Here is a 13,165-nt window from a genome sequence, read left to right as displayed (position 1 = left end):
ACCGCCGCCACGATCGCCCGGTGCTGGGCGCTGCTGTGCTCCAGGTTCTTGACCAGCATCGGCATGGCGTCGAGCAGGTCGTTGACCCGCATCCGCACGTCCGTCAGCGCCGCCGTCAACGACGGCGACCCGGCCAGCTCGGCCAGGGTCAGGTGGAAGACGGTGTCGAGCCTCCGGTAGTCGGCGACCTCCGCCCCGTCCACCGCGTGCAGCCGTTCGGTGAGCAGCCGGTCCTGCCCGGCGGTGAGGCCCCGCTCGGCCAGCAGCGTCGCCGCGCCGATCTCCAGCGCCCGCCGGAACGCGAACAGGTCGTCCAGGTCCACGGCCATGCCCTCCAGCACCCGCCGGGCCTCGGCCCGGCTGGGCCGGGGGCGCACGTAGGTGACGAAGGTGCCGCCGGTGCGGCCCCGCCGCGACTCCACGTAGCCGGCCTCCTGTAGGGCGCGGATGGCCTCGCGCAGCGTGATGCGGCTGACCCCCAGCCGGGCGGCCAGCTCCCGCTCGGCCGGGAAGCGGCCGCCGTGGGGGACCACGCCCAGGCGGATCGCGGAGAGCAGGCGCTCCACCGTCTCCTCGAAGGCGTTGCCCGCCCGCACCGGCCGGAACACCGCCTCGGCCGCCGGTCCCGCCTCCTCGGCGGTGGGCTCGGCGTTCGTCCTCACCACGGTCCTCTCGTCGCGCGCCCTTCGCACTGGTACGACCAGCGTACGGGCGCGGCGGGCCGGAGCCGGTACGGCCCCGGCCCGTGCCGCGTCACTTCAGCTCGGCCTCGGCCTGTTCGATGAGCGCGAACTCCTCCTCCGGCGCGTTGGCCACCAGGCGGTGGCGCGAGTAGAACCAGAAGTAGGCCAGGAAGACCACGAGGATGCCCGCGGTGATCGCCGCCCCCACCATGTCCACGAAGAACGTGGCCGCCACCGCGCACAGCGCCAGCACGAACGCGATCCCCGTGGTGACCGAACCGCCCGGGGTGCGGTAGGGCCGCTCCAGTCCCGGCTCCCGGCGGCGCAGCACCATGTGCGACAGCGTCATCAGCACGTACGACACGGTCGCCCCGAACACCGCGATGTTGATCAGCCGGTCGCCGTCGGCCACCGTCACCGCCAGCACGAACCCGATGGTGCCCGGCACGATGAGCGCCAGGTAGGGGGTGCGGCGGCGGCCGGTCACCGACAGCCACCGGGGCAGGTACCCGGCCCGGGACAGGGCGAACAGCTGCCGCGAGTAGGCGTAGATGATGGAGAAGAACGACGCCACCAGCCCGGCCAGGCCCACGTAGTTCACGAAGTCCGCCAGCAGGGTGTCGCCGCCGTAGGCCTCGCGCAGCGCCTCGGGCAGCGGGTTGCTCGACTCGGCCATCACCGACGCGCCCGCCCCGCCGGGGGCCAGCAGCAGCATGCCGGCGGCGGTGACCATGAGCACGAGCATCGCGCCGATGATGCCGCGCGGCATGTCCCTGCGGGGGTCGCGGGACTCCTCCGCGGCCAGCGGCACGCCCTCCACGGCCAGGAAGAACCAGATGCCGAAGACGAAGGCCCCGAGGATCCCCACGTAGCCGTAGGGCAGGAACGCGCTGGCCCCGGCCGCCGCGGTGGGTTCGATGTCGAAGAGGTTGGCGGGGTCGAACCGCGGGACCATGCCCACGACGAACGCCACCAGCGCCACCATGGCCACACCGGTGATCACGAACATCACCCGCAGCGCCTCGCCCACACCCCACAGGTGGATGCCGACGAAGACCAGATAGCAGACCAGGTAGACGGGCCAGGCGCTGGTGAGCCCGAACAGGCCCAGCGCCTCCACGTACCCGCCGATGAACACGGCGATGGCCGCCGGGGCGATGGCGTACTCGATGAGGATCGCGGTCCCGGTGGCGAACCCGCCCAGCGGTCCCAGGGCGCGCCGGGCGAACCCGTACCCGGCCCCTGCGGTGGGCAGGGCGGAGGCGAGCTCGGCCAGGCCCAGCACCATGCACAGGTACATGGTGCCCATGAGCAGGGTGGCGATGAGCAGCCCGCCCCAGCCGCCCTCGGCCAGGCCGAAGTTCCACCCGGCGAAGTCGCCGGAGATCACGTAGGCGACGCCCAGCCCGGCGAGCAGCAGCCACCCGGCCGCGCCCCGCCGCAGCCGGCGCCGTTCGAGATAGTCGTCGTCGGCGCGGGAGAAGTCCGCGCCCTGGATGTGCAGGGGACTCTTGCCGTCGGACACTGGGGGCCTCCCGGGGGGTGACGGGGGTGCAACTAAAGGTATATGGACAGTCCTTTTCTATTGCCGGAGATGCTCCGCCTCTGATTCGGTGCTTGTCAAGGGGGGTAACGCGCTATTGACACGCGTTTATCTCGCTGGTTATCTGTCCCCAGATAAGGTCTGATCTCGAACCAAAAGCGCCCGTATCGGCACCCCCGAAGGAGCCCCCAGGTGAGACCGCACGCCGACCCCCGCCGATCCCCGCTGACCGTGGACGAGCTGCGCGCGGCCGTCGCCGACGGGACCGTCGACACCGTCTTGGTCGCCTTCCCCGACATGCAGGGCCGGCTCCAGGGCAAGCGCCTGTCCGCCCGGTTCTTCCTGGAGGAGGTCCTCGAACACGGCACCGAGGGCTGCGACTACCTGCTCGCCGTGGACGTGGACATGAACACCGTCGACGGCTACGCCATGTCCTCCTGGGACACCGGCTACGGCGACTTCGCCATGGTCCCCGACCTCGCCACCCTGCGCCTCACCCCGTGGGCCGAGGGCGCGGCCATGGCCGTCGCCGACCTCTCCCGGCACGACGGCACCCCGGTGGCGGCCTCGCCGCGCGCGATCCTGGACCGCCAGCGCGCCCGGCTGGCCGAACGCGGCTGGGCGGCGATGGTCGGCACCGAGCTGGAGTTCGTGGTGTACCGCGACAGCTACGAGCAGGCCTGGGACCGCGGCTACCGCGACCTGACCCCCGCCAACCGGTACAACGTCGACTACTCGGTGCTGGGCGGCGCCCGGGTCGAGCCGCTGCTGCGGCGCATCCGCAACGAGATGGCCGGGGCCGGACTCTACGTGGAGTCGGCCAAGGGCGAGTGCAACCTCGGCCAGCACGAGATCGCCTTCCGGTTCGACGAGGCCCGCGCCACCTGCGACAACCACGCCATCTACAAGAACGGCGCCAAGGAGATCGCCGCCCAGGAGGGCATGGCGATCACCTTCATGGCCAAACCCAACCAACGCGAGGGCAACTCCTGCCACATCCACATCTCCCTGCGCGACGCCGACGGCGGACCCGTGCTGGCACAGGGGGAGGGAATGTCCGAGACCGGGCGGCACTTCCTGGGCGGCCAGCTCGCCGCGCTGCGCGAGTTCACCCTGCTGCTGGCGCCCAACATCAACTCCTACAAGCGCTACGTGCCGGGCAGCTTCGCGCCCACCGCCGTCGCCTGGGGCCACGACAACCGCACCTGCGCCCTGCGCCTGGTCGGCCACGGGCCCTCGCTGCGGGTGGAGAACCGGGTACCCGGCGGCGACGTCAACCCGCACCTGGCGGTGGCCGCGCTGATCGCCGCGGGCCTGCACGGCATCGAGGACCGGATCGAGCCGGGCGAGCCCTTCGCGGGCAACGCCTACGCCTCCGGGCTGCCCACCGTCCCCTCGACCCTGCGCGAGGCGCTGGAGCTGTGGGAGGGCAGCGCTCTGGCCCGGGAGGTGTTCGGCGAGGAGGTCGTGGCCCACTACGCCAACAACGCCCGGGTGGAGCTGGCCGCCTTCGAGGCGGCCGTCACCGACTGGGAGATGTTCCGCGGCTTCGAGCGGATGTGACCGTCATGGGGTTCGACCGTCGGTAGTGCTGAACATCGGCGCCGCTGGACGCCCGAACACCCGAACGCAGGGGTACCGAACACCCGGGACGCCGATCGTCAGCACTACTGAATGTCCGTGTCACTGAACGTCGATACCACCGGACATCACCACCACCGCACACCGACAGGGGGACCATGGCCGCCGACGCGCCACCACCGACCGCACAGCGGGTCGTCGACCCGACCACCGAGGAGGTCATCGCCACCGTTCCGCTGGCGACCGCCGCCGACACCGACGCCGCGGTCGCCCGCGCCAGCGCCGCCCTCCCCGACTGGCGGGCCACCGCCCCCGGCGAGCGCGCCCGGCTGCTGCGGGCCGTCGCCGACGCGATCGACGCCCACCTGGAGGAGCTCGCCGACCTGGAGGTCCGCAACGCCGGACACCCCGTCGGCCAGGCCCGCTGGGAGGCGGGCAACGCCCGCGACGTGTTCCGGTACTACGCCGCCGCCCCCGAGCGCGCGGCCGGGCGGCAGATCCCCGTCCCCGGCGGGTGGAGCGTCACCTTCGCCGAACCCCTGGGCGTGGTCGGCGTCATCGTCCCCTGGAACTTCCCGATGCCGATCCTGTCCTGGGGGACCGCGCCCGCACTGGCCGCCGGGAACACCGTCATCGTCAAACCCGCCGAGCTCACCCCGCTCACCGCCCTGCGCATCGGCGAACTGGCCCGCGAGGCGGGGCTGCCCGACGGGGTGCTCCAGATCCTGCCCGGTGCCGGACCCGTCGCCGGGGACCGGCTGGTGCGCCACCCCGACGTCGCCAAGATCGTGTTCACCGGCTCCACCCGGGTCGGCAAGGGCATCATGGCGGCCGCCGCCCGGGACCTCACCCGGGTCACCCTGGAACTGGGCGGCAAGAGCGCCAACGTCGTCTTCGCCGACGCCGACCTGGAGAAGGCGGCCGCGGCCGCGCCCTACGGTGTGTTCGACAATGCGGGCCAGGACTGCTGCGCCCGCTCCCGGCTGCTGGTGCAGGCGAGCGTGTACGACCGGTTCCTGGAACTGCTGCGCCCCGCCGTCGAGGCCGTCGCGGTGGGCGACCCCCGCGACCCGGACACCGAGGTGGGGCCGCTCATCTCCGCCGCCCAGCGCGACCGCGTCGCCGCCTACGTGGACGGCGCCACCGTCGCCTTCCGCGGCAAGGCGCCCGAGGGGCCGGGGTTCTGGTACCCGCCGACGGTGCTCACCACCACCGACCCGGCCGAGCCGGCCTTCCGGGAGGAGATCTTCGGGCCCGTGGTGTCCGTCCTGCCCTTCGAGGACGAGGCCGACGCGGTGCGCATCGCCAACGACACCCCCTTCGGCCTGGCCGGATCGCTGTGGACCCGCGACGTGGGCCGCGCCCTGCGGGTCTCCCGGCGGATCCGCGCCGGGAACCTGTCGGTCAACTCCCACTCGGCGGTGCGCTACTGGACCCCGTTCGGCGGCATGGGACAGTCCGGCATCGGCCGCGAACTGGGGCCCGACGCGCTGGACGCCTTCACCGAGACCAAGACCGTCTTCCTCTCCGACGACACCTGACCCACCCCACACGAGCAGGGAGCAGCAGCACAGATGAACCGTTTCGAGGGCCGCACCGCCGTCATCACCGGGGCCGCCGGGGGCATCGGCCGGGCCACCGCCGGCAGGCTCGCCGCCGAGGGCGCCCGTATCGTCGCCGCAGACCTGGACGAGGAGGTGGGCCGCGCGGTCGCCGAGGAGGTCGGCGGCACGTTCGTGCGCACCGACGTCACCGACGAGAAGGAGGTGGAGGCGCTCTTCGCCACCGCCGTGCGGACGTACGGCGGCGTGGACGTCGCCTTCAACAACGCCGGGATCTCCCCGCCCGACGACGACTCCATCCTCACCACCGGCATCGACGCCTGGCGCCGCGTCCAGGAGGTCAACCTGACCTCGGTGTACCTGTGCTGCAAGTACGCGCTGCCGCACATGCGCGAACAGGGCCGGGGGTCGATCGTCAACACCGCGTCGTTCGTCGCGACCATGGGCGCCGCCACCTCCCAGATCTCCTACACCGCCAGCAAGGGCGGCGTACTGGCGCTCAGCCGGGAGCTGGGCGTGCAGTTCGCCCGCGAGGGCATCCGCGTCAACGCGCTCTCCCCGGGGCCGGTGAACACGCCGCTGCTGCGTGAGCTGTTCGCCAAGGACCCCGAGCGGGCCGCCCGCCGACTGGTGCACGTGCCGCTGGGCAGGTTCGCGGAGGCCGAGGAGATCGCCGCCGCGGTGGCGTTCCTGGCCAGCGACGACGCCGCGTTCATCACCGCGTCCAACTTCCTGGTGGACGGCGGCATCTCCGGGGCCTACGTCACCCCGCTGTAGGGAGCACCACCGAACACGGAAGGGAGGCGCGCCGTGGCCGCGCCGGTCATCGGGATCTCCGCCTACGCCGAACGCGCCCGCTGGGGGGTGTGGGACACGGCCGCCGCCCTGCTGCCGCAGGAGTACGTGGACGCGGTCGCCGCCACCGGCGCGGTGCCCGTTCTGCTGCCCCCGGTCGCGAACGCGGCCGGGGCGGTCCGCGCCCTGGACGGGCTGCTGCTGGCGGGCGGCGGCGACATCGACCCGGCCCGCTACGGCGCCGACCGCGCCGAGCGCACCGCCGGGGTCCACCGGGCGCGGGACGCCGCGGAGGACGCGCTGCTGACCGCGGCCCTGGACCGGGGCCTGCCGGTGCTGGGGGTCTGCCGGGGCATGCAGCTGCTCAACGTGTTCCGCGGCGGGACCCTGCACCAGCACCTGCCCGACGCGGTCGGCCACGACGGGCACCGGCGGCGCACCGGGGTGTTCGACCCCCACCCGGTCACCGTCGCCGAGGGCACGCTCACCGCCCGGGTGCTGGGCCGCACCCGCCTGGACGCGCCCTCCTACCACCACCAGGCCGTCGCCGACCTCGGAACCGGGGTGCGGGCCACCGGGTGGGCCGACGACGGCACCGTGGAGGCCCTCGAATACGAGGACACCGACACCGTTCTGGGCGTGCAGTGGCACCCGGAGATGGGCACCGACCCGAGCCTGTTCACCTGGCTCACGACACGGGCGGCGCAGGAGCGGTGACGGCCCCGGGCCGTCACCGGCGGTCCGGGGCCGTCACCGGCGGTCCGGGGCCGCGCCGCGGTACTCCTGGGCTTTCCCCGACACCGTCCGCCGACGCGCGCCGCCGGGGACGCCGCAATGGAAGGGGACGCACGTGACGCACCCCCGGACCGACGTCCTCGTCGTCGGCGGGACCGGCGTGGACACCATCGTCCGCGTCCCCGACCTCGCCGGGCCGGACCGCCTGACCGCCGCCGCGGCGGCCGGGCGGCCCGGAACACCGGACGGCGGTCAGCCCGTGTAGGGCGGGGGACCGCTCTGCGGGAGGCGCGGCAGTGTCCACTCCCGCAGGACCTCCGACTCCACCCGCACCCGGGTCCGCAGCGAGTCCGCCCCCCGCCCCCGCGGCAGCCGGTCCAGGTCCGCGGCCAGTGAGCGCAGGGTGGCGCCCGCCGCCGACGGGTTCCCCTGGAGCCGGTGCAGCCGGGCGATCTCCAGGCGGAACGCCAGGGTCCGGGGGTCGTCGGCGCCCATGACCCGGGTCATGTCGGGCAGCAGCGTCAGTGCCTCCCACAGCGCCGCCCCGTGGTCGCCCAGCTCGCCCAGCCGGTAGGCGATCTCGAACCGGGTGGTGAGCGTGTCCGGGTGGTCCGGGCCCAGCACCCGGGACCGGTCGGGCAGCAGCCTGCGGTGCTCGGCCAACGAGGCCGCGTCGTCCCCCAGGTCCCCCAGGGTGTTGGCGATGGCCCGGCGGGTCGCGAGGGTGTCGGGGTGGTCGGGGCCCAGCGTCCGGATGCGGTCGCCGAGCAGGCGCCGGTGCTCCTCCAGGGCGCCCCGGTGGTCGCTCACCGCCGACAGGTGGTCGGTGATGTTCTCCCGGGCGGTGAGCGTGTGGTCGTGGTCGGGGCCCAGCACCCGGGCCAGGTCCGGTAGGACGGCGCGGTAGGCGGCCAGCGCGGCCTCATGGTCGTTCAGCTCGCCCAGCTGGTAGGCGATCTGGAACCGGGTGCCCAGGGTGTCGACGTGGTCGGTGCCCAGCAGCGCCGCCTGCTCGGACAGCAGGGAGCGGTACTCCTCCAGGGCGCCCCGGTGGTCGCCCAGACCCTCCTTGCAGACCGCGATCCGCGACCGCAGTTTCAGGGTCCGCGGGTGGTCGGGGCCCAGGGACTCCCGCAGCCGGGGCAGCAGGCGCTCGTACCCGGCCAGCGCCGTGGCGTGGTCGCCGCCCTCGCGCAGCCGGTCGAAGACCGCCGACTCCGAGCGCAGGGACTCCTCGGACTCCGGCGCCCGGGGGGCGGTCCCCGCCGGAACACCTGTTTCCCGGGTGCCCATCGGCACGCTGTACGCCGGGGCTCCGGACCCTGCTCCGGAGCCGTAGGACGGGCCGCCGCCGTACACCGGGCGGTCCGTCGGCCGGGGCGCGGCCGACCCCGTCCCGGGGGCGCCCGCCTGGCCGGCCCCGAAGGCCGGCCAGTCCAGCTCCGGGTCGACGTCCCCGATCATCTCGGTGACCTCCTGCGGAGTGGGCCGCTGCGCCGGGGAGTGCCGCCAGCAGCGGGCGATGACCGCCCGCAGCTCCGCCGGGACGCTCTCCGGGACCTCCGGCGGCGGACCGATGAGGTTGCGCACGATCCCGGCCAGGGTGGGGGCGTCGAACGGGTTGCGCCCCACCGCCGCGTGCGCCAGCACCGTGCCCAGCGAGAACATGTCCGAGCCCGGGCCCACCTCCAGCGCGTCCACCTGCTCGGGCGACATGTACAGCGGGGTGCCCAGGGTGGCCCCGGTCCGGGTCAGCCCGGAGGAGTCCCCGCTGGGCCGGGCGATGCCGAAGTCGATGATGCGCGGCCCGTCCGAGGCCATCAGCACGTTGGCGGGCTTGAGGTCGCGGTGGGTCAGCCCGGCGCCGTGGATCGCCTCCAGCCCCTCGGCCAGGCCCACCGCCAGCACCCGCAGTGTCGGGTGCGGCAGCGGTCCCCGCCCGGCCAACACCTCGTGCAGGGACGGGCCGGGGATGAACGCGCTGACGATCCACGGCGGATCCCCGTCGGGATCGGCGTCCACCACGGGCGCGGTGTGGAACCCGCCCACCCGGGCGGCGGCCGCCGCCTCCCGGGCGAACCGTCCGCGGAACTCGGCGTCGCCCGCGTACTGGGGCAGGATCACCTTCACCACGACCTTGCGGCCCGCTGCGGTGCGCCCCAGGTACACCCGGCCCATGCCGCCCGCGCCCAGGCGGTGGGTCAGCCGGTAGCGGCCGATGCGTTCGGGGTCTGTGGGGTCCAGGGGCTGCACGGGCAGAGGTCCTTCTGGCGTCGGAACGGGGGCGGGTCCGGGCTCGGGGGCGAGCGTTTCGCCGCTGTCGCTCAGCCTACGGCCTCGGGATTCCCGGAACCTCCCGCGGCGTCCGTCCCCGTGACCGGCGGTGACGCGGATTTCACCGGGATTCAGGGTGGACGAAACACGGACCGGCGGCCGGGCCGGGCACAGTGGGCCGTAGTCTTGGCCGCTGGGAGGGCTTGTGGGAGGGCTTGTGAGCGACACCTGGTTCGAGGACCGCACCTATCGGCACACCGACTGGACGCCGGAACGGCTCCTGGACCTCAAACGGCGGCGGGGCCTGACCGTCAGCCTGGTCATACCGGCCCGGAACGAGGAGGCCACCGTCGGGGGCATCGTCTCCCGGGTGCGGGCCGCCCTGGTGGAGCGCACGCCCCTGCTCGACGAGATCGTCGTCATGGACTCCGACTCCACCGACGCCACCGGCCGGGCGGCCGCAGAGGCGGGGGCGACCGTCCACCGGACCGTCGACGTCCGTCCCGACCTGGGGCACCGGCGCGGCAAGGGCGAGGCGATGTGGAAGTCGCAGTTCGTCACCTCCGGCGACATCATCGCCTTCCTCGACGCCGACCTCGTGGAATGGGACACCCATTTCGTCTCCGCCCTGCTGGGGCCGCTGCTCACCGAGCCCGGGGTGTGGCTGGTCAAGGGGTTCTACGACCGGCTGCTCGACCTGCCCGGCGGCACCCGGGTCAGCCACGAGGGCGGCCGGGTCACCGAGCTGGTCGCCCGCCCCACCCTGGCACTGCGCTGGCCCGCCCTGTCCGGTGTGGTCCAGCCGCTGTCGGGCGAGTGGGCGATCCGCCGGGACCTGTTCCAACAGCTGTCGGTGCCCACCGGGTACGGCGTCGAACTGGCCGTGCTCATCGACACCCACCTGCGGTGCGGAGTGCACGCGGTGGCCCAGGTGGACCTGGGGCGGCGCGCCCACCGCCACCAGTCGCTGCGCGGTCTGGGCGCCATGGCCACCGAGCTGCTCGCCATCGCCGACCGGCGGTGCGGGATCGAACACGGCGGCGACGTCCCGATCCGCTGGTTCGACGCCTCCGACGGGCACGGGCGTCCGCACACGGGTACGGTCAGTACCGTGGAGCGCCCGCCGGCCGTCGGGGTCGGGCCGGAGCGCTTCCGGGTGCTGGGAGGAGCGGTCGGCCGGTGATGAGGCTGCGGGGCCGGGAGTACGGTGAGCACGAGTCGCTGGTGATGGCGATCGTCAACCGGACCCCCGACTCCTTCTACGACAAGGGCGCCACCTGGGACGACGGACCCGCCTTCGAGCGGGTGCGCAGGGTCGTCGCCGAGGGCGCCGACATCGTGGACATCGGGGGGATCAAGGCCGCGCCCGGTGAGGAGATCGGCGTCGACGAGGAGAAGCGCCGCGTCGTCGACTTCGTCGCCGCCGTCCGCGCCGAGTTCCCCGACCTGGTCATCAGTGTCGACACCTGGCGGGCCTCGGTGGGCCGCGCGGTCTGCGAGGCCGGGGCCGACCTGCTCAACGACGCCTGGGGCGGCTACGACCCCGGGCTGGCGGAGGTCGCCGCCGAGTTCGGGGCCGCCCTGGTGTGCACCCACACCGCCGGGGTCACCCCGCGCACCCGGCCGCACCGGGTGCGCTACGAGGACGTGGTCGCCGACGCGGTGTCCGCCACCGTCGCCCTGGCCGAGCGCGCGGTGGCGCTGGGGGTGGACCCGGCGTCGGTGTTCATCGACCCGGCCCACGACTTCGCCAAGAACACCTGGCACTCCCTGGAACTGACCCGCCGCCTGGACGAGATGACCGCCACCGGGTGGCCGGTGCTCGTGTCGCTGTCCAACAAGGACTTCGTCGGTGAGACCCTGGACCTGCCCGTGGGGGAGCGGTTGACCGGAACACTGGCCGCCACCGCGGTGTGCGCCTGGCACGGTGCCCGGGTGTACCGGGTGCACGAGGTGGCCGAGACCCGGCAGATCCTGGACATGGTCGCCTCGATCCGCGGGGTACGGCCCCCCGCGCGGACCGTGCGGGGGCTGGCATGAGGGGCCGCCGCTCCGGGAGGGGGGACCGTTGATCGTCGCCACCGCCGTGTGCCCGTCGCCGCCGCTGCTCCTGCGGGAGCTGACCGGCGGCCGGGACGTGGCCGCCGACCTGCGCAAGGCGTGCGAGGAGGCGGTCGGCGCGCTGATCGCCGCCGCACCGGACGTGATCGTGGTGCTGGGCGCCGACGAGCGCTCGGCCGAGCGGGTCGAGGGCCGCATCCCGCTGTCGGCCTTCGGCGGGCCGGGTGAGCGCGTCCCCGAGGCCGAGGCGCTGCCGACCTCCCTGGCCGTGGCCCGCCGCCTGCTGGACGACCTGGGCGTACGGGTGCCGGTGGAGATGGGCACCATCGCCGTCGACGCCGGCCCGGCGGAGACGGCCCGGCGGGGCCGGGCGATCGCCGACCGCCCCGAGCGGGTGGGGCTGCTGGTCATGGCCGACGCGGGCGCCCGGCGCGGGCTGCGCGCCCCCGGCCACCTGGACGAACGCACCTTCCCGGTGGACGAGGCGATCCGCGCGGCCCTGGCGGCCGGGGACACGGCGGCGCTGCTGGACCTGGACCCCGCGCTGTGCGCGGACCTGCTCATCGGCGGCCGCTCCGCCCTCCAGGCCCTGGCGCACGCCCGGTCCGGGACGCCGGTCGCCGGGGCCCGCCTGCTCTACGCCGACGACCCCTTCGGGGTGCTGTACCTGGTGGCCCTCTGGCCGGGGGCCCGGCGATGAGGGTCCTGCTCAACGAGATCGCCCCGCGCACGGCGGTCCCGGGGACCGAGGTCTCGGGTGAGGCGCTGGCGGTGCTGTACGCCCACCCGGAGGGGTGGACGCGCGCGAACATGGTCGCCACCCTGGACGGGGCGGGCACCGGCGAGGACGGGCTGACCGGGTCCATCAACACCCCGCCCGACCACGAGGTCTACCGGCTGCTGCGGGACCTGGCCGACGTCGTCCTGGTGGGTGCGGGGACCGCGCGCGCCGAGGGCTACCGCCGCCCCGGGCCGCGGGTGCGGCCGGGGCGCACCCCGTGCCCGGACGTGGCGGTGGTGAGCCGTTCGGCGCTGGTGCCCCCGGGCCTGGCGGCCCCGGCCCGGGACCGCGGCGGGGCGTGGATGGTCACCCGCGCCGGGGCGGGGGCCGAGGCGCTGGAGCGCGCCCGCGCGCTGTTGGGCGCCGACCGGGTCCTGGTGCACGGCGATGCCGAGGTGGACCTGGGCGCGGCCCTGGCCGACCTGGCCGACCGCGGGCTGTCCCGGGTGCTGTGCGAGGGCGGCCCGTCCCTGCTGGCCGACGTGGCCGCCCACGGCCTGCTGGACGAGCTGTGCCTGACCACGGTTCCGCTGCTGGCGGGCGGCGACGCCCGCCGGATCGCCTTCGGCGTCCCGGCCGGCCTGGAGCTGCGCCCCCGGCTCATCCTGGAGGCCGGGGGCACCCTGCTGCACCGCTTCGTCCGCCCCACCCCCTAGGAGCCCCTGATGGACGTGCCGCGCGAACAGCTGGTGGACGCGGTCATCGGACGCACGCACGTCGACCTGCCGATGGTCGCGGCCGAGGCGCTGGCCCGGGGGCTGGACTCGCCCGCTCTGCGGGAGGTGGCCGGGCTGGGCCGCGCCGACCCGGCGGAGGAACCGTTCGCCGAAGCGCTTGCGGAGCTGGGCCTGTCCTGGCCCGGCTACGGGGAGGCGCACGTGTACGCGGCGCGCCGGATCCGTACCCGGACGCTCGCGGGGGACCCGGACGCGCGGGAGGCGGTCCGGGCGGCCGAGGCGGTGTACGGCCACCTGTGTTCCAACGCCTCCTGGGGCGAGGGCGAGTACGACCACCTGGGGTTCCTCTACGTTTCCCTGGAGTGGGAATCGGCGATGGCGCGGGACGGCGCCCTCGCCCCGGAGCCGGAGCGGGCCCTCGTCGCCCGCTTCCGGGAACCGGCCCGGGAACTCTTGGACGCGAGCGCCTGACG

The 13,165-nt window shown here is 74.5% G+C and carries 13 protein-coding genes; 10 read left to right on the top strand and 3 right to left on the bottom strand.

Annotation, left to right across the window (positions count from 1 at the left end):
• Both QJS33_RS26500 and eat read right to left on the bottom strand, forming a co-directional pair.
• A partial coding sequence (locus QJS33_RS26500; protein ID WP_306370804.1) for a FadR/GntR family transcriptional regulator occupies positions 1 to 665 on the bottom strand: 665 nt, incomplete at its 3' end.
• Between the two features lie 88 nt (positions 666 to 753).
• Positions 754 to 2,208, bottom strand: coding sequence for an ethanolamine permease (gene eat, locus QJS33_RS26495; protein ID WP_306370803.1), 1,455 nt, complete (start codon positions 2,206 to 2,208; stop codon positions 754 to 756).
• Between the two features lie 210 nt (positions 2,209 to 2,418).
• On the opposite strand from eat, the gene QJS33_RS26490 reads away from it, so the two are divergent.
• From QJS33_RS26490 to QJS33_RS26470, 5 genes are all read left to right on the top strand, one after another.
• On the top strand, positions 2,419 to 3,789 hold the full coding sequence (locus tag QJS33_RS26490) for a glutamine synthetase family protein (protein WP_306370802.1): 1,371 nt from the start codon (positions 2,419 to 2,421) through the stop codon (positions 3,787 to 3,789).
• A gap of 176 nt (positions 3,790 to 3,965) precedes the next feature.
• Entirely contained in the window at positions 3,966 to 5,348 is a 1,383-nt protein-coding gene (locus tag QJS33_RS26485) for an aldehyde dehydrogenase (protein WP_306370801.1), read from the top strand.
• 33 nt (positions 5,349 to 5,381) lie between these two features.
• Entirely contained in the window at positions 5,382 to 6,146 is a 765-nt protein-coding gene (locus tag QJS33_RS26480; protein WP_306370800.1) for a 3-oxoacyl-ACP reductase, read from the top strand.
• A 33-nt stretch (positions 6,147 to 6,179) separates the two neighbouring features.
• Positions 6,180 to 6,881 (top strand): gamma-glutamyl-gamma-aminobutyrate hydrolase family protein, encoded by a 702-nt coding sequence (locus QJS33_RS26475; protein WP_306370799.1) that lies wholly within the window; start codon positions 6,180 to 6,182, stop codon positions 6,879 to 6,881.
• 133 nt (positions 6,882 to 7,014) lie between these two features.
• Complete coding sequence (locus QJS33_RS26470) at positions 7,015 to 7,164, top strand: hypothetical protein (RefSeq protein ID WP_306370798.1); 150 nt, start codon at positions 7,015 to 7,017, stop codon at positions 7,162 to 7,164.
• Here QJS33_RS26470 and QJS33_RS26465 read toward each other — a convergent pair.
• Positions 7,152 to 9,152 carry a serine/threonine-protein kinase gene (locus QJS33_RS26465; RefSeq protein WP_306370797.1) on the bottom strand — a complete coding sequence of 667 codons (2,001 nt, stop codon included), beginning with the start codon at positions 9,150 to 9,152 and terminating at the stop codon, positions 7,152 to 7,154. The two genes, QJS33_RS26470 and QJS33_RS26465, sit on opposite strands and share 13 nt — an antisense overlap.
• A gap of 238 nt (positions 9,153 to 9,390) precedes the next feature.
• On the opposite strand from QJS33_RS26465, the gene QJS33_RS26460 reads away from it, so the two are divergent.
• From QJS33_RS26460 to QJS33_RS26440, 5 genes are read left to right on the top strand one after another with little or no spacing between them, the layout of a single operon-like run.
• Positions 9,391 to 10,356, top strand: coding sequence for a glucosyl-3-phosphoglycerate synthase (locus tag QJS33_RS26460; protein ID WP_306370796.1), 966 nt, complete (start codon positions 9,391 to 9,393; stop codon positions 10,354 to 10,356).
• Complete coding sequence (gene folP / locus QJS33_RS26455) at positions 10,353 to 11,213, top strand: dihydropteroate synthase (protein ID WP_306370795.1); 861 nt, start codon at positions 10,353 to 10,355, stop codon at positions 11,211 to 11,213. The genes QJS33_RS26460 and folP overlap by 4 nt, the downstream gene beginning before the upstream one ends.
• Positions 11,214 to 11,241: 28 nt before the next feature.
• The gene (locus QJS33_RS26450; RefSeq protein WP_306370794.1) at positions 11,242 to 11,934 is read left to right on the top strand and encodes a hypothetical protein; all 693 of its coding nucleotides are present in this window, start codon (positions 11,242 to 11,244) and stop codon (positions 11,932 to 11,934) included.
• Entirely contained in the window at positions 11,931 to 12,671 is a 741-nt protein-coding gene (locus tag QJS33_RS26445; protein ID WP_306370793.1) for a dihydrofolate reductase family protein, read from the top strand. The genes QJS33_RS26450 and QJS33_RS26445 overlap by 4 nt, the downstream gene beginning before the upstream one ends.
• A 9-nt stretch (positions 12,672 to 12,680) precedes the next feature.
• Positions 12,681 to 13,163, top strand: coding sequence for a hypothetical protein (locus QJS33_RS26440; protein WP_306370792.1), 483 nt, complete (start codon positions 12,681 to 12,683; stop codon positions 13,161 to 13,163).
• Positions 13,164 to 13,165 lie beyond the last annotated feature (2 nt).

This window comes from Nocardiopsis sp. CC223A (genome assembly GCF_030766825.1).
Classification (GTDB): domain Bacteria; phylum Actinomycetota; class Actinomycetes; order Streptosporangiales; family Streptosporangiaceae; genus Nocardiopsis.
Note: the sequence above shows the minus strand (reverse complement) of the source record. Positions and strands in the feature narration are given on the sequence as shown.

What these genes read in the sequence shown, in the direction of transcription:
- QJS33_RS26485 (WP_306370801.1), top strand. Translation starts at nt 3,966, where the DNA reads ATGGCCGCCGACGCGCCACCACCGACCGCACAGCGGGTCGTCGACCCG.
- QJS33_RS26480 (WP_306370800.1), top strand. Translation starts at nt 5,382, where the DNA reads ATGAACCGTTTCGAGGGCCGCACCGCCGTCATCACCGGGGCCGCCGGG.
- QJS33_RS26445 (WP_306370793.1), top strand. Translation starts at nt 11,931, where the DNA reads ATGAGGGTCCTGCTCAACGAGATCGCCCCGCGCACGGCGGTCCCGGGG.
- QJS33_RS26440 (WP_306370792.1), top strand. Translation starts at nt 12,681, where the DNA reads ATGGACGTGCCGCGCGAACAGCTGGTGGACGCGGTCATCGGACGCACG.